Here is an 18,761-nt window from a genome sequence, read left to right as displayed (position 1 = left end):
CTTTATTATTCTTATTTAGTATAACTGAATCGCTAAAAGGCGGATTCTCTACTCTTTATAAAGGTAGCCGCTTTTTGCTAAATGTTTGCTTTAATACCACGGTGGATTCAATATTAGCAATACAATCGATACTACCTAGGTTAAATTTAACAAAGTGTTCATAGCTTTCTAGATCTGTCGCCACTATTTTCAATAAATAGTCGTAGCTACCAGATATTACAGAACACTCTAAAATATGATCAAACTTGTTAGTTTGCATTTCAAATGTATTCGCTGCTGCGACTGAGTTTTGATTTAAGCGTACAAATGCATATACCAGAACATTCAGCCCCACGCTTTTAGGGTTAATTGCAGCATGGTAACCACTAATAACGCCTGTGCTCTCAAGCTTTTTTATTCTTCTTAAGCAAGGCGTATCTGACAAGCTAATATCACTTGCCAGTTGTGATACCGCGTAGCGAGCATTTTCCTGCAAATGCATAATGATTTGATGATCTTTTTTATCTAAATTCATAAAACTTAGCGTCAACTATTATTTTTGTGCGCACTTTGAGTGATATTCACTAATTTAAAAGGTCTAAAGTAGCAGTTTTTACTGATTATTACTCTATGCTATCTGTTAACATAAATGCAATAAAAATAGTTAAAGTAAAATAAATATGAGCAAGAACACTCAAGCATTTGATGAATGGCTAAGAACACGTTTTGTTGAAATTAACAGTGAGCTTGAAAAAATATACTGGCAACAAGATGATCGAGCAAATGTTGAGTTTGTCGGCGAGCAGTATAAACACCAGCTTCAACATGAGGGTAATGCCCATATTAATAAGCTATTAGCTGAAGGTAATACTGATGAAGGTTTTGACAGCGCGTTTGATTTACTTGGTAATGTAGGCTTGTATATGGCTGCATGCAGGCGCCATGAGATTACTGAACCCTCGCGGGAAACCACGTCACCATTAGTGGAGGCATCTGCTTTAGCAATGCACATTGGTGCTTCAATAGGTGTAACGCCTCGATTTGCAACCGCACATTTAACAACACATAATAAAGCGGTAAATGGTCTGTATAAGCGTTTTACTGACTTACCAGATGAAAAGCTATTTATAGATTACAATACTAAAGGTATTTTGGCCTATAAACGTGCTGCCGATGCATTGTTAAAAATTCAGCCATTAGGCATTTCTCATCCATTGTGCAAAGATTTACTCGAAGTGGCTAAGCAGGCTTTACTTGATGTAATTGAATCTAATCATGCCCTTTATACTCAATTAGATACTGAGCGATTTTTCTTTTGTGTAAGGCCTTATTATAAACCTTATCGCGTGGGTAAAGAGGTTTATCGAGGCGCTAATGCAGGCGATTTTGCGGGTATCAATGTCATTGATATGTTGCTTGGTTTGTGTTCTGCAAATGAACCTAGTTATTCGCAAATGCTGGTGGACAAATTTTTATATATGATGCCTGAAGATCAGCAAATATTACGTGAGTCTATGCGAATGCCAAGTATTATGGATGATTTACTCGCCTGTGCTTCTCAGCGTGATAGTGAGTGGTTCCAAACTAATGTTAAGTTGTTTATACAAGTGTGTAAATTACATGGAGACACAGCAATCGGTCATCATAATCAGCTTGTGAGTAAGTTTATTGCACAGCCCGCGCAACAGATGCAACAGCAGCATATGCAAAAAGTAACGGCGAGCGGACCTCCTTTGCATGTATTGCTTGATTCACTCGAAAAACTTAGGGATCGCCGTGCGGCTGCACAGCGTGATGATATCAAGACGCGTTATGCCGACTTGTCCCAGTTAAAGCAATGGGTAAAAAAGTAAATGTATAAAGATGACTTTCATTTAACTTCTGGGTGCTATTTATTAAACCACTCGGTAGGACGAGCCCTAAAAACAGGGCAGGATGATTTTAATGCACACTTTTTTGCTCCTTGGCAGTCGACTAACAAAGAGCCTTGGCAGCAGTGGCTCGGAACAATTGAGAGATTCACTGGTGCGTTAAGTGAATTGTTTAATAGTAAAAAGGAGTTGTTCTGTCCACAAGTCAATTTATCGAGCGCATTAACTAAAATCTTAATGTCGCACCCGCGATTTACAGGTACTAAGTGTCGGGTGCTAATGGCGCAAAGTGATTTTCCCAGTATGGGCTTTGCAATGCAAAAAGCATTGCCTGACGGGGCGCAAATTGATTATATTCCACGTGATTTGGATTTGACGGATGCGACAATCTGGCAGCAGCATATTAAACCCGATACTGATTTGGTGTTTATAAGTCATGCCTATTCAAATACAGGCCAACAAGCGCCTGTAAAAGATATAGCAGCGTATTGTAAGCTTAATAATACGCTGAGTTTAGTAGATGTAGCGCAATCGGCGGGAGTATTACCTTTAGACTTATCCACTGTAGGGGTCGATTTTTTGATAGGCTCTAGTGTTAAGTGGTTATGCTCAGGTCCGGGGGCCGCTTATCTGTGGGTAAGCGAATTACAGCTTAGTGTTTGTCAGCCCAAAGATGTTGGTTGGTTTTCTCATCAAAATCCTTTTGAGTTTGATATAAATCACTTTGATTATCACTCCACTGCTTTGCGTTTTTGGGGAGGTACCCCTTCTATAGCCCCTTATGTTATTGCTGGTCATAGTATTGCTTATTTTGCAAAGTTAGGTGCAGCAACTGTACGAAAGCACAACTTGGCTTTATTGACACAGCTAAGAGAATCATTAAGTGATTACATTGTTTCGCCTCGAAGCGAGGATGCATGCAGTGGTACGGCTATTTTGCACTTTTCAGCGGCACAAAATGCAGTGTTAGATGCACTTGTTGATGCTGATATCAGTGTTGACGAAAGAGCTTATGGAATACGTGTTTCGCCGCATATTTATAATGATGAGCAAGATATTGCACGGTTTATCGAAGTTATTAAAAAAGAATTATAATCCAACTTTGCTCTGCAGATCTTCCTTTTTTGCTGTGAGTGTTTCTATCTCTTGCTTATGGTTATCTATTTGTGGGTCTATCTGATTTTTTAGCTGGCGCGTTCGAATGTCAATAGCATTGGCTATGGACGTAGCGCCCATTCTATTCGCACTGTCTTGTGTTATGAAACCAATTTGCTTTTTTCGCTCAGCAAATGATTGTTCTAACTGTTTGATTGAGTGTTGATGCTGAGTGATCTCTCGGTCAATCCTTTGTAATTCAAGGTAGCTTTCTACTGAGTCTGTACTAGCTTGTTTTTCTTGTTGAGTTACTTGTGCAACATTTGCAGCTTCGATTGTGATTTCTTTTGCGTCTTTAGCACAAGGAAACTGACTAAACGTCGTCACACCTTTAACATCACACTTGTAAACAACTGTACTGGCTTGGGCTGTTAACGGCAGTGATAAAATAAACAAAACAACGATTAAAAACATCTGCATTACTAATCCCTAAAATTACAGTGAATATACCCATTTCTATTCGGGTAGTTTAGCAATAGCATCAAGTAGTTCGCCAGCAGTTTGTACAAACTTTGTCATCAGAACGGCTTAAGTATATAAGGTTAATTCAGCGTTTCTTTCAACGAAAAGTATTGTAGAGAGTTGCGCATCGTATTGGCTTGATCTGACATTTGCTTTGCCGCCGCCATCGTTTCTTCAGTAATTGCCGAGTTCTCTTGTATCAATGTCGTCAATCGTTGTACAACAGCATCAACTTCTTTAATTGCCTGTTGCTGATTTAGTGATGAGTTATTAATAGAGACGGTCATTTCATTTACAGCGCTGACCGCTGTCACAATTTGTTCAAGTTTTTCCCCAGAAGAGCTTGCCAAAATAGTCCCTTGACTGACCTTTTGGTTACTGGTGCTAATAATCCCCTTTATTTGCTTTGCTGATGCGGCACTGCGACCCGCTAACTGTCTTACTTCACTGGCTACCACAGCAAAGCCTCTGCCATGATCTCCAGCTCTTGCAGCCTCAACGGCAGCATTTAATGCGAGTAAGTTGGTTTGAAAAGCAATATCATCAATAACAGACACAATCTCATTAATATCCTTGCTTGAATTGTTTACCTCATTAATTGCATCCACCGTTTGCTTTGAAAGCTCTCCGCCTTCACTGGCCGTTGTATGTGCTTCTTTGGCAAGCGCAACCGCCTCATTAGATTTCATCGTAACTTGAGCAACTTCATCCAGCATATTGTTACTGCTTGCACTGGCTTCCTCTAAATTTGCTGCTTGCTCTTCGGTTCGTTGGCTAATTTCTATATTGCTAGACGCAATTTCAGAGGCACTTTGTGATACTAAATTAGCGCTTTGTTGAATGCTGGCGATAACACTGGTTAATTTATTTATGGTTTGGTTTACGTCGTCTTTCAAGGTTGCAAACACACCAAGGTAATCTCGCTCAATTTGTTTGTTTAAATTACCTTGCGCTAAGCTGCTTAAAACGTGCGTTACTTCTTCAATGGCATCTGCTGTAATGCTTAATGAGTTATTGACGTCACTTTGTAATTCAGCAAGTTGTCCTTGCATTTGCATATCCAATTGCTTGCTAAAATCACCATTACGCATTGCAGCCATTGCAGTGGCAAGTTGTGTAATTACCGTATTTAAGTTTTCTACTGAGTTATTTATATCTAATTTTAAGCTGTTGAGCTGGCCTGGCATTGCAACATCAATTGTTTTGTTAAAGTTTCCTTGGCTAATAGCCATCATCACACTTGAGATTTCATTGAAGGCATTGTTAAGTCCCATGATGGAATCGTTAATATTAAACTTTAAGGTAAGTAACTCGCCATTGGCATCGCACTCAACTTGTTGCGTAAAGTCACCCTTGCTCACACCAGCCATAACGCTATTAATATCTGTGATGATCAACGCAAGGTTGTCTACGCTTGAGTTGATATCATTTTTGAGTAGCGCCAATTGCCCTTGTAAGGGTTGCTCTACACGTTTTGAAAAGTCACCATCATGAAGCGCACTCATTACCTGGCTGATGTTATTCATTGCACCCGATAAGCTCAGTACAGAGTTATTAACGCTTTCTTTAAGTTGTTTTAATGTGCCTTGTGCGATGCTTGTAACTTGTTCAGTAAAGTTACCTTGTTCTATATAAGCCATCACAGTCACGATTTCACCTATTGTGTTATCTAAAGACTTTAAAGAACCATTAATATTTTGCTTAAGTGTAGCGAGCTGGCCAAGCATCGGAGTGTTGATTTGCGTTGAAAAATTACCTTGGCTCATTTCATCAATAACATGATTAATTTCAGACATTGCTTGCTCAAGCGAGTGCGCACAGTTATTTGTTGCCTGCTTTAATGAAGATAGCTCCCCCTTACAATCAACGGTTATACGGTGATTAAATTCGCCCTCTGCCATTTTATTCATGACCATATTAGTTTGCGAAATAGAGCTCTGTAAGGCATCTAATAGGCAATTAAAAGCGCTGGCTGATGAGCCAATTTCGTCTTTAGATAGCACTGGAGAGCGAACTGAAAAATCCCCTTGGCGTTCAACATGGCGCATGGTATCAACAAGCAGTTGTACAGGGTGTGTCAGTGAGCGAGCGAATGTAAAAGCAATAAAGACCACGATGACAATACACACTATCGAGATAATCAATAAAATAGTGGTTAAGTGAGTCACAGCGGCAAATGCTTCTTGTTGATCAATCTCAGCTAGTAAGGCCCACTTTAAGCCAAGTATATTAATGGGCTGATAGGAGGAAAGTACTTTCGCACCATTATAATCAGTAATGACTTCTTGACCCACATTTCCTTGCAAAGCTTGTGTAACAGCAGCCGTTTTAACAGCGCCTGTTTCAGGAAAACGAAATGAGTTAATAACCGAGTGGTTCTTAGGATCGAGGTATGAATCTGAACGCATTAAAAAGTCAGGTCCAACAAGGTAAGTTTCACCGCTTTTACCTAAACCTGCCCGTTCAGTCATAATGACATTGAGTGCATCAATCGATATTTGAAAAACAAGTGTGCTGGTATGAACGCCTTTTTCATAAATTGGCGTGGCTATAAAGCTTGCGGGAGCATCATAAGAGGGCAAATACTGTTGATAGTCTACAAAGGTGACTTCATTTTCGGCAATGTTTTTTGCTTGTTCGTAGGCTAAGGCCAAATTACTTTTTGCAAACGGGCCTGTAGCTAAGGAGGTGGCAAAGTCTATTTCTTTATACACAGAGTAAACAACTTCAGCGGACTGGTTATCAATTATAAAGATGTCGTAAAAATCAAATCTTTGAGCAAATTTGAACAAGAAGTCATGGTGTTTCTCATGGACAACGTTGTATTGAGCATCGTTTGAAGCTCGGTGCAAATTTGCTTTCTCTCCAACTGGGTAAGGGTTTTGAACTAAATAATAGTACTGCCAATACAGCGCCTGTGTTGTTAGTTGCGAATGGATATCAAATGACTGGGACGCATTTTTATTTTCTTGTGCGTACTTCTTATTAAACGTGTTCTCATAGTACTCTGTTAGTAAAGTATATTGTGAAGAACTGAGCTGTGTTGAAGCTGTTTTATCATTAAAAGCATTAGTAAGCTCTACAGCTGCTGTATGCACAAACGAACTGTTTGATAAAAACAAAAGCTGCGACTTAATATCATTAAAATGACGTTCAATAGCACTCTTTTTTATTTCACTGACTGCCTCAAGTTGTGCGTAGGTTTGTTTGTTTAGTGCCTTAGATGAGTTTGATAATGAAAAAGCGATTACGATGGCCAAAGGAATGAGTGCAACAAGCAAAAAAGCGCTTATTAGTTTTTTTGAGAGGTCTAAATTTTTAATCGAATGACTAACCGTATTAATGTTCATTTAACGTCCCTTTATAGATAAACATAAAAACCGAATTTAGGTAACCAGTTGAGTTTAGAACAGTGTTCCTGAAAAGCGAATTTGGCTTAATAGATTTTTTAAATGTCATATAAAGGCGGCGCTATTGTCTGTTAAAATACCCTCATTAAACTTAGCTGTGGCTATTAAAATGTCTCTTATTACTCCTGTTATTCTTGCTGGTGGCATTGCTTCAAGGTTATGGCCTTTATCGCGCCAAGCAATGCCAAAGCAATTTCTGTCGTTGCTGAATGAGCATTCGTTACTACAAAATACGTTACAACGAGTGACGGGAGATGGCTTTAAGCCCGCATTATTAGTGTGCAATGAACAGCATCGATTTATTGCCAGCCATCAATGCGAAGCCATAGGTGTAACGCCTAAAGCTATTTTATTAGAGCAACAAGGTAAAAATACTGCACCTGCTATCGGGCTTGCTGCACAGTATGCATTAGCTCAGGGAATAGACTCACCTATTTTTGTGATTCCTGCGGACCATTATATCGCTAACTTTGAGCACTTAGTGCAACAGCTTCCAGATGCAATCGCAATGGCCGAACAAGGAAAGCTGGTTACTTTTTCAATCAAGCCGGATACAGCTAATTGTGGTTATGGGTATATTAAACAAGGCGCAAAAATAGCTAATTCAAATTGCTACCAAGTAGATGAGTTTAAAGAAAAACCAGATCGAGCGCTGGCACAACAGTACGTGGCAAGTGGCGAATATTCATTCAATAGTGGCATGTTTTTGTTTACGCCAAAAAGCTACCTTCGCGAACTGGAAAGGTATGCGCCAAAAATAGCACGCGCCGTTGCAGGTGCTGCTAATTTTAGCCAAGATTTAGGGTTTACAAGGGCGGATGAAGGAGCACTTAGCTCATGCCCGAGTGACTCTATTGATTATGCAATATTAGAGCGTAGCGATAGTGTAGTGGTGCTACCTTTGGCCTTAAATTGGAGTGATGTTGGTGGCTTTGATGCACTTTGGCAAAACACTAATAAAGATAGTTTAGGTAATCGTACAAGTCATGATGACGTGTTGCTTAATTGCGAAAATAATCTGATTCACAGTGAAGAAGGCCACACTGTCGCGGCTCTAGGTGTAAATAATTTAGCTGTTATTCATACCCATGACGCTACGTTAGTGGCAAATAAAAAACAATTAGAACATTTACCACAACTCCTAGCTCAGTTAGCGAATAAGCAAAGCGATAAGCTACTTAACCATCAGGCTGTTTATCGACCTTGGGGAAATTACTGTGTGTTAGTGGAAGGAAGTAGTTTTAAAGTTAAAGAAATTACTGTTAATAGTGGCGGTAGACTCTCCACTCAGCGCCATCAGCATCGTGCCGAACACTGGGTGGTAGTGTCAGGCGTTGCAGATGTAGTGATTGCAGATAAAGCGAGCGTATTAACTGCCGATCAATCTTGCTATATAGCTGCAGGTCATATACACAGTTTAGCGAATAGCCAAAATAAGCCACTAGTATTGATAGAGGTGCAAACTGGTAGCATACTGGATGAAAGTGATATTGAACGTTTTGACGATGTTTACGGTAGAAATTAATAGTTAGGTTTGACGACTCAAACCAGACCAATAACCAACCCTATAACCAGTATTACCCAGAAAATAGCGGTATCTCTAAAATGGTTGAGTAGCCAAAAGTAGAGTAACGCCAATGCACCAGCAATGGCTGTTGCAACAATGGCTGTAAGAAACCCTACACCTGACATTAAGTTAATCAATAATACTATTGCAGTGTAAATCCCTGCGCATAATTTAGGGCGTTCAGAATTAATTAGTAGCTTTAGTAAAGCGACTAAAATCAAAACTTTAAAAATGAGCACGGGTCTATCCTTAGTTATTTCACTTGTACCCATTAAACTAAAATATTAACACTTGAGCAATCGGTTTATCATAGTATGTTGATATGGTGTGCAAACATTGTAACTTAGTAGTTTGCTCAGACATGCTGAGTTTAGGTTAACTCAGCTCACTTCTCACATGCTTTAAATATTGCTCTAAACTGTCTTGCCAAAGCACAATAACATCAGATAAGGGCTCTTTAAGTGGCTTGTTATCTAATAGTCGACGTTCTATTTTTTTGAGCTCTGCACCATATCTATTAAAGCCCAGTTGCAATGCTGTGCTTGCTTGGCGATGTAGGAGTTTAATACATTGCTCTTTGTCTTCATCAAGTAGCTGTTGTGCACGAACAAGCTTGTTGCGTGCAGAAAGTACAAATTCATTATAAATGGATGACACTTCGTCATCACTAAATGAGCTTGTTAATGTTTCAGCTGCAGTTTCATCATAGAGCACATCGCTAAGCTCAACAGCGATAATAGGCGTTTGATTATTTTGAGAGTCACTTAATGCTTGGCGCAGCTTATGTTGTTTAATCGGTTTGCCTACAATGTCTTTTATACCCAAAGAGAAATATTCTTTTATTTCATCTGGGCTTAAACTGGCTGTAAACGCGAGCACGGGGGTGCGTTGGTTTTTGTGTTCTATTCCTTTAAGTGTTTTTAGCACTTCTTGACCTGTTAAATCTGGCAAATTCATGTCCAGTAAAACTACATCAAAGTGATGCTGCTTCATTAATGTAATTGCGCTTTGACCGTCTCGAGCTAGTTTAATTTTATGCTCATCATCAGCCATGAATTCAATCGCAATTTTTTGGTTTAAGTCTAAATCTTCAACTAATAAAATATCTAATCCAGTTAAATATTCTTTTGATTGATGACGTTGTTCAACCAAACTTAGTTCACCGAGTGTCAAATTAATATCAAAGCTAAATGAACTACCTTTGCCAAGTTCGCTGGTGATTTCTAAATGAGACCCTAATTTATCTAGTAATCGGCTGGTGATTGCTAAACCAAGACCAGTTCCGCCTTTTTCTTTGCCTGCACTACTTTGTACATAGGGTTCTGTAAGGTATTCAATTTCGTCAGCTTCAATACCAGGACCTGAGTCAACTACGCTAATGCGTATAGTGTGTTCAAGTTGCTGCTCTTTAACTAAATCAACGCATATTTTGACTTCGCCCTTATCTGTAAACTTTATTGCGTTACCCATAAGGTTTATGATGACTTGTCTGAGTTTTTGTTGGTCACAGTAATAGCATGCTTGCTCGGGCAAATTATAAACTAGCTCAAAGTGCAGCCGTTTTTGTTCTGCTAGGGGGCTCAGTAGTAAGCATAAATTGTGAAGCCAAGTTTTAAACTCCACGTCTTCTTCATACAAGGCTTCGTTATGCTGATCGAGGCTGGCATAATCAAGGACTTTGTCGACTAGCAGGTTGAGCGATTCAGCTGAGTTGATAATCGCTTCACAGTAGGGCTTATCGCGGGGGTCACTAGACTGGTTTAAAATCAGTTGCGCACTGCCTAATATACCGTTGAGTGGCGTGCGGATTTCGTGACTAATAGTGGATAAAAACAACCCTCTGATCTCGAGGTCTTTTTGGGCTTTTTCTGTTAATTGATTTAGGTTTTGTTCTCTTCGCTCATTACACAGCAGCGCCATCCCTGTTGCATAAAACATCGGCGCGATTACCCCGTTTATAAATAAAGTAATACTAAACCAATTGCCTGAAAGCAGCTTTGCGGTGTTTATGTCGCCCATCAATAATGTGCGCCCGCTAAAAACTAAGGTGATAATTGTCAGTATGGATATGTAGACGATACTTCCATTGGGGTAGCTTTTATAACCGTATTTAATGAATAAGTAGAGTAAAAATATGGCTTCAAGGATATGTTGTAAATCAGATAGTAAAATACGGCTGCGTAAGCTTGATTCATTGAAAGCTAGCACAATCATCATTACGGCGAAAAGAGCTGTAATAGCGCTAAAAACTTTAAAGCCAGCGCTTTTGTCAGCGAAAAATTGCCGAATAGCTAGCGCATGTATGATTGAAGAGCAAAAAAACAAGCTATTGGCGATACTGATGCTGGCTACGTTATTTAAGTATCCATGCAATGCAAAGCTACCCACGGCGGCAAACATCATCATTGGATAAAAAATATAAATTAAGGTGCCAGGGGTATTCTTACTGGTACGCCAAGTCAGGTAATTAAGCAGCGTCATAACCGCCATCATGGCTGCGCTGGCATAATACAAAGTGGCTGAATCGAGCATATTAATTCCAATACTATCGCTTTGAGCTGAGCATAAAGTCTATTTGTGTTCTTAGCAAATGCAAAAAAGGCGCTTTATGCGCCTTTTTTGGTCAATAATATTTAGCTTAACGAATTTCGTCAGGAATATTTTGCTGTGCCCATGACAGTAACTCAATTCGGTTACGACACTTTGTTTTTCTAAATGCACTATATAAATGTGTTTTCACTGTGTGTGGACTAATGCTAAGTGTTTCCGCGATTTCTTTATTTTTAGAACCATTACTCATTAATGAAATAATTGATTTTTCACGTTTGGTTAGTTTTATTGGTTCAATATCACCTTCAGTCAACTTGTGAAGTGCGTCTTTGTTAAATTGCAGCATACGGTTAAGCGCATTACACATGATATCGCGACGATACCAAAGTTGATCTTCAAGTAATAAACGAATGCCTTTCATTAATACATCAGCATTATCCGTTGTATAAAAGACACCACGAATACCACTTAATAACGCACGATTGGCAAGCTCTGGATTTTCATCTAAGTTAAATAAAACGATATCGCACTTAACGCGTAGGTTTACTAATTGTTCTTTTAATTTACCCCACGCATCTTGGCTCGATGTTTCAATAAACAATAAGCGCGTACCTTCAGGCACATCTAAAATATTTGTGCCTGTAGTAACATCAAGCCCTTGGGTTTTTAATAATGGCTCTAATACATTAATACCAATGGTATTGATTGGCTCCAGATCTAGTAACAAAAATGCTGAACTACTCATACTTACATACTCTTGAATAAAGTTAACTAATTAATCCTATCACGCAATCCACCCCTTTCGTATTAGAAATTTCCTATATAAGGGCAGGAAAAGTATATTTTTAAGATGTTATGTTTTTTATTTATTAAAAAAAAGTAACATAAAAACACCCTATCTTAATGAAATAGTTAACTATTATCAAAATTCACCTGTAGTTTTTAACCCGCACTAAAAGAGTATGAATTTTTTTTGTGTTCATTCTTTTTTGTTATCTTGATAAGGCGGCCACCCCATACTTTTGCCTGCTAACATATGTAAGTGAATATGATATACCGTTTGCCCGCCATGCTCGTTACAATTCATCACTACTCTGAAACCATCGTCGCTAAAGCCTTGTTGTTTCGCTATTTTTGCAGCAACAACATATAAGTGACCAACGATTGGTGCATCTTTTTCGGTAATATCGTTAATTGTCGCAATCGCTTTTTTCGGGATAATTAAAATGTGAAAAGGGGCTTGTGGATTTATATCTCGAAAAGCCAGTGATAGCTCATCTTCATAGATGATGTCGGCAGGAATTTCTCGGTTTATTATTTTTGTAAAGATGGTTTCATCACTCATTTTAACTCTGCTCCAATGTTTGTTATAAAGTCACTAATGACAAACTTTGCTTGCAGTGTCAAACTGAAATCAAACACAAGGAGTTAATATGTATAAATCAGTCTTTTTTGGTGGCATTGTCTCGCTGCTTTTAAGTTCAGCTGCTTTAGCTGAAACGGTTTACTTTCCAGAGGAGATCGTTCCACTACAGGTAGGTGAGAAGGTCATTGAACATTCGTTTTTTAGTCGTGTTGATGAGCTGGAGCTCAACCCCGGCACTTACTCGCTGAAACTAAAATACTCAGATTTGTACGAGCAAGGATATGACGAGCATCACGTTGTAGACTCTGAACCGTTTTGGGTATCAGTCACTATTGATCAGGGCAAAAATTACGACATTGTTTTTAATCGTGCAGATAATGCCGTAGCAGCTGAAGTGTTTGCAGAGTCACCGCAAATCAGTTTAAAAGCTAAAGGCTCATCTTTAGGTATGCCGTTACAAGCATCAATAACTGCGCCTCGCGCTCAAGTTGCACCTACTGCATCAACTAACAAACCTGCAGTAGCGAGCATGCCAGTAAGTGCACCTATATCAAAACCGGCGCCAGCTACAGCGCAGTCACCGAGTGCAGCGGCAATGTTGGATTTTTGGTGGCAACAAGCCAGTCCTGAAGAGCGTAAACGTTTTTTAAATAAAGTAACAAAATAAAAAAAGGGCGAATAAATCACCCTTTTTAATATTTATTAGTTTTTACTTTGAAAACAAATCGTCAATAGTACCTTGCGCTAGCGGGTGGTAGCCTGGACGCGCTTTGATGTATACATCATGCGCCCATTCGCGCTTGCCATTTTTAATGAGTGCTTTATATAACGGCACGATCAGTTTACGGCGGCCAATCCCTGATAAGTGCTTATCAAGCGAAGGGTAAATAGGTTGATAACCATTACCTACAGCGAGCATGTACCATGCAAAGGCACGCTCAGCATTGGTTGATTGAGTAAGATTAAATTCGCTGTCTAACTCCGTCATTTTTTCAATGCTTAAGTCACGTGGTAAGTTATTTAGAAAGTGTAACCACTCGTGCACTGTCCAGTTTGCTGTTGGCAGCTGCGCTGCGGTTGTAGAGCCCTGTAACCAAGCTTTGGTTGCAGCATCTACTTTGTCAAATGCATCTGATGTTGGGTTAGGCGCATCACTTGGTAAACCCGGCTGAAAAATCCATTCGTTTACTTTATCCATGCTAACAACACCTGGGTATTTTGTAATTAAGTTAGCTTCGATATAAGTGACAAACTGCGCTGTTGTTAACGATTTAAAAGCAAACTCGTTAAAGTAGGTTTTAACAAAGTCATCAAACTTTTCACGACCGTATTGGTTTTCAAGGTAGATTAAAAATAGCTGACCTTTGGTGTAAGGCACTGAGCTAAACGCATCATCTGGATCACGGCCATTTAGTTTTAAATTAAGGCGAGTATCAGGCGCATCAATTGTTTTAAGCTGAGCACGAAGTCCTGCTGCATCAAGTGCTTGCTCCATGACTGCACGGTCACGGCCAAATACTTCTTCCATGATACGGTTTTCAACATATGAGGTGAAACCTTCGTTAAGCCATAAATCTTCCCATGTTGCATTGGTTACTAAGTTACCAGACCAAGAGTGCGCAAGTTCATGGGCAATGAGGTTAACTAAACTCTTATCGCCAGCCACTACCGTTGGTGTGATAAATGAAAGGCGCGGGTTTTCCATGCCGCCAAATGGGAAGCTAGGTGGCAGCATAAGTAAGTCGTAACGACCCCATGCGTATTCACCATACATTTCGTTAGTTTTGTCGATCATTGCTTGAGTGTCGTTAAATTCAGCAACAGAGGCATCAAGGATCTCTGGCTCAGCAAAAATCCCTGTTTGCTTAGACATAGCTTTAAACTCTAAGTTACCTGCGCCAATCGCAATTAAGTAAGGAGAGATAGCTTGTGGCATAGTGAAGTGGTAATCACCATCTTTGTATAATGCGTCTTTGTTATCGGCGCTCATGACCGCACGAATGTCTTCAGGTGTTTGAATGCGGGCAGTATAAGTTACACGCATTGCTGGAGTGTCTTGTACGGGGATCCAACTACGGGCATGAATTGCTTGCGACTGGCTGTACATAAATGGGTGAGATTTACTTGCCGTTTGCTCAGGCGTTAACCATTGTAAGCCAGATGCTTCTGGTCGGCTGTTATAATAAATGCGTACTTTTTGTGCTTGGCTTTTAAAGTTAATCGTCAACTTAGAGCCTTTTACGTCATCGCGTTTTGCCAATGTAAAGTCTGCTTTTTTCCAGCTTCCAGCTTGCGATTGATACATCACTTTATCTATATCTAAGTCGCGCGTATCGAGCACTAAACGTGTGCTTTTAGCATTTTGCCACTCTAACGTATGCTCTACAAAACCTTCTAATTGCTTGTCGGCGAAATCGACATCTAAATCTAGGTTTAAGTGAGTTGTAATAACATCATTAAGATTAGCGTATGAGTTTTGGTCAACAGCGTTGGCCATTGCTTGCGAGCACATACCCGCCATTGCGAGGCTTAAAAAAAGAGGTGTGATTTTCATAATTACCTTGAACACAAATAAGAAGTGCAGGTTTTATATCATGATTGCAAGGCTAGGTTGAACAATTTCTGCAATCGGGTGCGCCTTTTACGATGATGGGGTAAACTAGGACGATTAGTGACAATTAACTTTTGAGGCATTTTGTGGCTCACTCTGTGCAATCTTTCCACACATTTTCATTACCGAGTCAGTGCTCAGTATTTACTGAAATTACTGAGCTCGCGCAATTACAGCAGCAATCATTTGAGAGTCCTTTTTGTATTTTGGGTGAAGGGAGTAATACTGTTTTTTTAGCTGACTACCAAGGTCAGGTGATCAAAATGGCAACTAAAGGTATTACTGCGAGCGCACGAAAGCATGACTACTTATTGGAAGTTGCTGCAGGAGAAAGCTGGCATCAGTTAGTTATTTATACCCTTGAACATGGTATGCCGGGTTTTGAAAATTTAGCATTAATACCGGGCACAGTGGGTGCAGCACCAGTACAAAATATTGGGGCGTATGGTGTTGAGCTTGCGAAATACATTGAATACGTTGAGTATTTCGATATCGCGAGTAAGCAGTTTGTAAGAATTAACAACTCAGAGTGTCAATTTGGCTATCGTGATTCTATTTTTAAACATAGCTTAAAAAATAAAGCGGTGATCACCCAAATCGGGTTTTGTTTACCAAAAAAATGGCAGCCAGAATTAAGTTATGGACCATTACAGCAGCTTGAGGATGTCAGTGCGAAAAGCATTTTTGAGCAAGTGATAAAAACGCGTAACAGTAAATTACCCAACCCTTATGAGCTGGCGAATGCGGGCAGCTTTTTTAAAAATCCAATAATAACTAACTCCCAGTTACACGCATTGCTGAAAGCGCACCCGCAATTACCACATTATATCTATGACACCGAGCACCACAAAGTTGCAGCAGGGTGGTTGATTGAGCAGGCTGGTTTAAAAGGGTATCGAATAGCGGGTATTGAAGTGCATCAACAACAAGCCCTAGTGTTAGTTAATCATGGAAGTAGTACTGGGGCTGATTTGATTGCCATGGTGCAACATATTCAAAAGCAAGTGTGGCAGTGTTATCAAATACGTTTACAACATGAAGTACGCTTGATAGCAAGTGGCGGTGAATGTCATATTGATTTAGAGGAAACGTCATGAAAGCGCCTGATGGAAATAGGTTAGCAATTTTAAATGCGTTAAATAGCAGTGGTTTTATCTCAGGGCAGCTACTGGGAGAGCAACTAGGTATTAGTCGCGCTGCTGTGAGTAAACATATACAAAGCTTACAAGAGATGGGCCTCGATATTTTTAAAGTGAATGGCAAAGGTTATAGCTTGAATAATGCAGTTGGTTTACTAGAGCAAAGTAAGATTCAACATTATTACCGGGCCCTAGGTGCCGACACTGCGCAAATAGAGGTGCAACCTATTATCGACTCGACCAACAGCGAGTTAATGCGCCGTATAGCGGCAAAGCAACAGTTAGACTCTGGCACTGTGATTGTAGCCGAAATGCAGCAAGCTGGTCGTGGTCGCAGAGGCCGTGTGTGGCAGTCGCCATTTGGTGCAAACCTTTATTATAGCTATTATTGGCGTTTAGATGATGGCCTTCAAGCGGCAATGGGTATGTCAATTGCGGTAGGGCTTGCTGTTTACGATACCTTAAAAGCACTTTACCAATTAGATATAGAGCTAAAATGGCCAAATGACATTTATCTTAATAAAGAAAAATTAGCTGGGGTATTGGTTGAACTTGATGGTCAACCTCAAGGTCCATGTCAGCTCGTTATTGGCATAGGCATAAATTTACAAATGCCGCAAAGCGTAAGTCAGCAAATAGATCAAGCGTGGACGGATTTGAGCCAACACACCTCGCAGTTAGATAAAAACAAACTTGTTGCTCACCTTACTTACCATCTTGAGCAGCGCTTAGCACAATACAGTGAAACAGGCCTGCAAAACATGTATCAGCAATGGAATACCCTTGATGCATTTGCAGGGCAATGTGTTGAGCTGAACACAGGGCATAGAAGTTGGCGCGGTATTTGTGAAGGAATAGATATGCAAGGTGGAATTCGTATACGTCAAGACGGCGAAGCAAAAAGTTACTTTGGTGGTGAAATCTCCTTGCGTAAGGTACAGCAATGAGGTTGTTGATAGATGTAGGTAATACCGCATTAAAAGCCGCGCACTATGATGGGAAGAATATTGCAACTTGTGATTTAAGCAAATTGCCATGGCAGCAAGTCACTGAAGTGGTGTATGCCTGTGTCGGTAAAAGTGAGCAGTTAGACGCGCAATTAGCGCAGGCAGCTGTATTGAATATTCCTTGTTATGAAGCAGTGGTTAGTAAGCAGCTCCAAAACCTACATTGTGCCTACGAACACTATCAAAACTTAGGTATCGATCGCTGGTTAGCGATTATTGCAGCTTATATGTTATGGCCAAAACAAGACTGCATCATAGTTGATACGGGCACAGCAACCACTATTGATGTATTAGATGCAGGCGGACAACACTTAGGAGGGTGGATAATACCTGGGCTTGATTTAATGACCCGTTCGTTAACGCAAAATACTCAACGCGTGTTTGATGATGAAACAACACAATTTAGCAATGAGCTTGGTATCAACACCCCAAACGGACTAAAAAATGGCGCCCTTGTGGCAACAATCGGTGCGGTTGAGCAAGCAAAGCTGCATCTGAGTAATAAAAATCCTCAATTAATATTTGCGGGTGGCTATGGGAAGTTGCTTCAGGCGCAATTTCCAACTGCTGTTTTTGCACCTCAATTAGTTATGCAGGGTTTAAACTATTGGCGAGAATTGTGTGAAAAGTAACAAAACAGCGCTTGTTTGCATGATTTGTGAGCATTTGAGTTAAAAAGTTACACTTTTTTCAAATTTATTGTTGCATCCCAATACGCCTTACTCTAATATCTCGCCCCGTACTAAAGCAGTGCCGACTTAGCTCAGCTGGTAGAGCAACTGACTTGTAATCAGTAGGTCAACCGTTCGACTCGGTTAGTCGGCACCACTTTCCTTTTACCGGAAGTGCTTAGTAAAGAATTATCGTGGAGGGGTTCCCGAGCGGCCAAAGGGATCAGACTGTAAATCTGACGGCTCAGCCTTCGCTGGTTCGAATCCAGCTCCCTCCACCACTTTATTCTTGACGGTTAGAGGTAGATTAAGAACAGGTTCCTAACGCGGGCATCGTATAATGGCTATTACCTCAGCCTTCCAAGCTGATGATGCGGGTTCGATTCCCGCTGCCCGCTCCAGTTTATGGTGTTGCTGATATAGCTCAGTTGGTAGAGCGCACCCTTGGTAAGGGTGAGGTCGGCAGTTCAAATCTGCCTATCAGCACCAGTCATACGAATCTTCTTGATTACTTCCTTTATCTGTCAGAAAATACTATTTGAAATTTGAAAAATTTAATTTAATCTACTTGCTGGTGGATTATTTTCATATGTAATCTAGATAAACAAAACTGATAGGTTCCGTCATGGCAAAAGAAAAGTTTGAACGCGTAAAACCGCACGTAAACGTTGGTACAATCGGCCACGTTGACCACGGTAAAACTACCCTAACTGCAGCAATCACTAACGTACTTGCAAAAGTATATGGTGGTGTAGCTAAAGACTTCGCATCAATCGATAACGCTCCAGAAGAGCGCGAGCGTGGTATCACAATCTCAACTTCACACGTTGAGTACGATACACCTACTCGTCACTACGCACACGTAGACTGTCCTGGACACGCCGATTATGTTAAAAACATGATCACTGGTGCTGCTCAAATGGACGGCGCTATCCTAGTTGTTGCTGCAACTGACGGCCCTATGCCACAAACT

The 18,761-nt window shown here is 40.2% G+C and carries 16 protein-coding genes and 4 tRNA genes; 12 read left to right on the top strand and 8 right to left on the bottom strand.

Annotated features, from left to right (window positions below; genetic code table 11):
* Positions 1–55: 55 nt before the first annotated feature.
* Positions 56–514 carry an Lrp/AsnC family transcriptional regulator gene (locus tag ACFI4Z_RS17965; RefSeq protein ID WP_462671742.1) on the bottom strand — a complete coding sequence of 153 codons (459 nt, stop codon included), beginning with the start codon at positions 512–514 and terminating at the stop codon, positions 56–58.
* A gap of 145 nt (positions 515–659) precedes the next feature.
* On the opposite strand from ACFI4Z_RS17965, the gene ACFI4Z_RS17960 reads away from it, so the two are divergent.
* A complete protein-coding gene (locus ACFI4Z_RS17960; protein WP_462671741.1) occupies positions 660–1,832 on the top strand; it encodes a PrnB family protein in 1,173 nt (390 codons plus the stop codon).
* Entirely contained in the window at positions 1,833–2,945 is a 1,113-nt protein-coding gene (locus tag ACFI4Z_RS17955; RefSeq protein WP_462671740.1) for an aminotransferase class V-fold PLP-dependent enzyme, read from the top strand. It abuts the gene before it with no gap.
* Here the strand turns inward: ACFI4Z_RS17955 and ACFI4Z_RS17950 are convergent.
* Both ACFI4Z_RS17950 and ACFI4Z_RS17945 read right to left on the bottom strand, forming a co-directional pair.
* The gene (locus ACFI4Z_RS17950) at positions 2,940–3,425 is read right to left on the bottom strand and encodes a DUF4124 domain-containing protein (RefSeq protein ID WP_462671739.1); all 486 of its coding nucleotides are present in this window, start codon (positions 3,423–3,425) and stop codon (positions 2,940–2,942) included. The two genes, ACFI4Z_RS17955 and ACFI4Z_RS17950, sit on opposite strands and share 6 nt — an antisense overlap.
* 122 nt (positions 3,426–3,547) lie before the next feature.
* Positions 3,548–6,817 (bottom strand): methyl-accepting chemotaxis protein, encoded by a 3,270-nt coding sequence (locus ACFI4Z_RS17945; protein ID WP_462671738.1) that lies wholly within the window; start codon positions 6,815–6,817, stop codon positions 3,548–3,550.
* 169 nt (positions 6,818–6,986) lie between these two features.
* On the opposite strand from ACFI4Z_RS17945, the gene ACFI4Z_RS17940 reads away from it, so the two are divergent.
* The gene (locus ACFI4Z_RS17940; RefSeq protein ID WP_462671754.1) at positions 6,987–8,402 is read left to right on the top strand and encodes a mannose-1-phosphate guanylyltransferase/mannose-6-phosphate isomerase; all 1,416 of its coding nucleotides are present in this window, start codon (positions 6,987–6,989) and stop codon (positions 8,400–8,402) included.
* Between the two features lie 17 nt (positions 8,403–8,419).
* On the opposite strand, the gene ACFI4Z_RS17935 is transcribed toward ACFI4Z_RS17940, so the two are convergent.
* The 4 genes from ACFI4Z_RS17935 to ACFI4Z_RS17920 form a co-directional block, all read right to left on the bottom strand.
* Complete coding sequence (locus ACFI4Z_RS17935) at positions 8,420–8,683, bottom strand: hypothetical protein (protein ID WP_462671737.1); 264 nt, start codon at positions 8,681–8,683, stop codon at positions 8,420–8,422.
* Between the two features lie 136 nt (positions 8,684–8,819).
* Positions 8,820–10,976 (bottom strand): ATP-binding protein, encoded by a 2,157-nt coding sequence (locus ACFI4Z_RS17930; RefSeq protein ID WP_462671736.1) that lies wholly within the window; start codon positions 10,974–10,976, stop codon positions 8,820–8,822.
* Between the two features lie 106 nt (positions 10,977–11,082).
* The gene (locus tag ACFI4Z_RS17925; protein WP_058562058.1) at positions 11,083–11,739 is read right to left on the bottom strand and encodes a helix-turn-helix transcriptional regulator; all 657 of its coding nucleotides are present in this window, start codon (positions 11,737–11,739) and stop codon (positions 11,083–11,085) included.
* A gap of 234 nt (positions 11,740–11,973) precedes the next feature.
* Positions 11,974–12,339, bottom strand: coding sequence for a histidine triad nucleotide-binding protein (locus ACFI4Z_RS17920; RefSeq protein WP_462671735.1), 366 nt, complete (start codon positions 12,337–12,339; stop codon positions 11,974–11,976).
* An 88-nt stretch (positions 12,340–12,427) separates the two neighbouring features.
* On the opposite strand from ACFI4Z_RS17920, the gene ACFI4Z_RS17915 reads away from it, so the two are divergent.
* The gene (locus tag ACFI4Z_RS17915; RefSeq protein ID WP_462671734.1) at positions 12,428–13,027 is read left to right on the top strand and encodes a DUF2057 domain-containing protein; all 600 of its coding nucleotides are present in this window, start codon (positions 12,428–12,430) and stop codon (positions 13,025–13,027) included.
* Between the two features lie 42 nt (positions 13,028–13,069).
* Here the strand turns inward: ACFI4Z_RS17915 and ACFI4Z_RS17910 are convergent, their stop codons facing one another.
* Positions 13,070–14,914, bottom strand: coding sequence for a M1 family metallopeptidase (locus ACFI4Z_RS17910; protein ID WP_462671733.1), 1,845 nt, complete (start codon positions 14,912–14,914; stop codon positions 13,070–13,072).
* Positions 14,915–15,057: 143 nt separating this feature from the next.
* Between ACFI4Z_RS17910 and murB the strand changes: the two genes are divergently transcribed.
* From murB to ACFI4Z_RS17870, 8 genes are all read left to right on the top strand, one after another.
* Positions 15,058–16,068, top strand: a complete 1,011-nt coding sequence (gene murB / locus ACFI4Z_RS17905; RefSeq protein ID WP_462671732.1) for a UDP-N-acetylmuramate dehydrogenase — start codon at positions 15,058–15,060, stop codon at positions 16,066–16,068.
* Positions 16,065–17,057: a bifunctional biotin--[acetyl-CoA-carboxylase] ligase/biotin operon repressor BirA gene (gene birA, locus ACFI4Z_RS17900; protein WP_462671731.1), complete on the top strand. Its 993-nt coding sequence runs from the start codon at positions 16,065–16,067 to the stop codon at positions 17,055–17,057. Before murB ends, birA begins: the two co-directional genes overlap by 4 nt.
* Positions 17,054–17,749 carry a type III pantothenate kinase gene (locus tag ACFI4Z_RS17895; RefSeq protein ID WP_462671730.1) on the top strand — a complete coding sequence of 232 codons (696 nt, stop codon included), beginning with the start codon at positions 17,054–17,056 and terminating at the stop codon, positions 17,747–17,749. Before birA ends, ACFI4Z_RS17895 begins: the two co-directional genes overlap by 4 nt.
* 120 nt (positions 17,750–17,869) lie before the next feature.
* Positions 17,870–17,945, top strand: a tRNA-Thr gene (locus ACFI4Z_RS17890).
* A 39-nt stretch (positions 17,946–17,984) separates the two neighbouring features.
* A tRNA-Tyr gene (locus tag ACFI4Z_RS17885) sits at positions 17,985–18,069 on the top strand.
* Positions 18,070–18,114: 45 nt separating this feature from the next.
* A tRNA-Gly gene (locus ACFI4Z_RS17880) sits at positions 18,115–18,189 on the top strand.
* A gap of 12 nt (positions 18,190–18,201) precedes the next feature.
* A tRNA-Thr gene (locus ACFI4Z_RS17875) sits at positions 18,202–18,277 on the top strand.
* Positions 18,278–18,413: 136 nt separating this feature from the next.
* On the top strand, positions 18,414–18,761 hold a 348-nt coding region (locus tag ACFI4Z_RS17870; RefSeq protein WP_462670719.1), incomplete at its 3' end, for a GTP-binding protein.

Source organism: Pseudoalteromonas sp. RWi3 (assembly GCF_054960735.1).
This window is presented reverse-complemented; position numbering and strand designations above follow the sequence as displayed.

What these genes read in the sequence shown, in the direction of transcription:
- ACFI4Z_RS17965 (WP_462671742.1), bottom strand. Translation starts at nt 514, where the DNA reads ATGAATTTAGATAAAAAAGATCATCAAATCATTATGCATTTGCAGGAA.
- ACFI4Z_RS17960 (WP_462671741.1), top strand. Translation starts at nt 660, where the DNA reads ATGAGCAAGAACACTCAAGCATTTGATGAATGGCTAAGAACACGTTTT.
- ACFI4Z_RS17955 (WP_462671740.1), top strand. Translation starts at nt 1,833, where the DNA reads ATGTATAAAGATGACTTTCATTTAACTTCTGGGTGCTATTTATTAAAC.
- ACFI4Z_RS17950 (WP_462671739.1), bottom strand. Translation starts at nt 3,425, where the DNA reads ATGCAGATGTTTTTAATCGTTGTTTTGTTTATTTTATCACTGCCGTTA.
- ACFI4Z_RS17945 (WP_462671738.1), bottom strand. Translation starts at nt 6,817, where the DNA reads ATGAACATTAATACGGTTAGTCATTCGATTAAAAATTTAGACCTCTCA.
- ACFI4Z_RS17940 (WP_462671754.1), top strand. Translation starts at nt 6,987, where the DNA reads ATGTCTCTTATTACTCCTGTTATTCTTGCTGGTGGCATTGCTTCAAGG.
- ACFI4Z_RS17930 (WP_462671736.1), bottom strand. Translation starts at nt 10,976, where the DNA reads ATGCTCGATTCAGCCACTTTGTATTATGCCAGCGCAGCCATGATGGCG.
- ACFI4Z_RS17925 (WP_058562058.1), bottom strand. Translation starts at nt 11,739, where the DNA reads ATGAGTAGTTCAGCATTTTTGTTACTAGATCTGGAGCCAATCAATACC.
- ACFI4Z_RS17920 (WP_462671735.1), bottom strand. Translation starts at nt 12,339, where the DNA reads ATGAGTGATGAAACCATCTTTACAAAAATAATAAACCGAGAAATTCCT.
- ACFI4Z_RS17915 (WP_462671734.1), top strand. Translation starts at nt 12,428, where the DNA reads ATGTATAAATCAGTCTTTTTTGGTGGCATTGTCTCGCTGCTTTTAAGT.
- ACFI4Z_RS17910 (WP_462671733.1), bottom strand. Translation starts at nt 14,914, where the DNA reads ATGAAAATCACACCTCTTTTTTTAAGCCTCGCAATGGCGGGTATGTGC.
- birA (WP_462671731.1), top strand. Translation starts at nt 16,065, where the DNA reads ATGAAAGCGCCTGATGGAAATAGGTTAGCAATTTTAAATGCGTTAAAT.
- ACFI4Z_RS17895 (WP_462671730.1), top strand. Translation starts at nt 17,054, where the DNA reads ATGAGGTTGTTGATAGATGTAGGTAATACCGCATTAAAAGCCGCGCAC.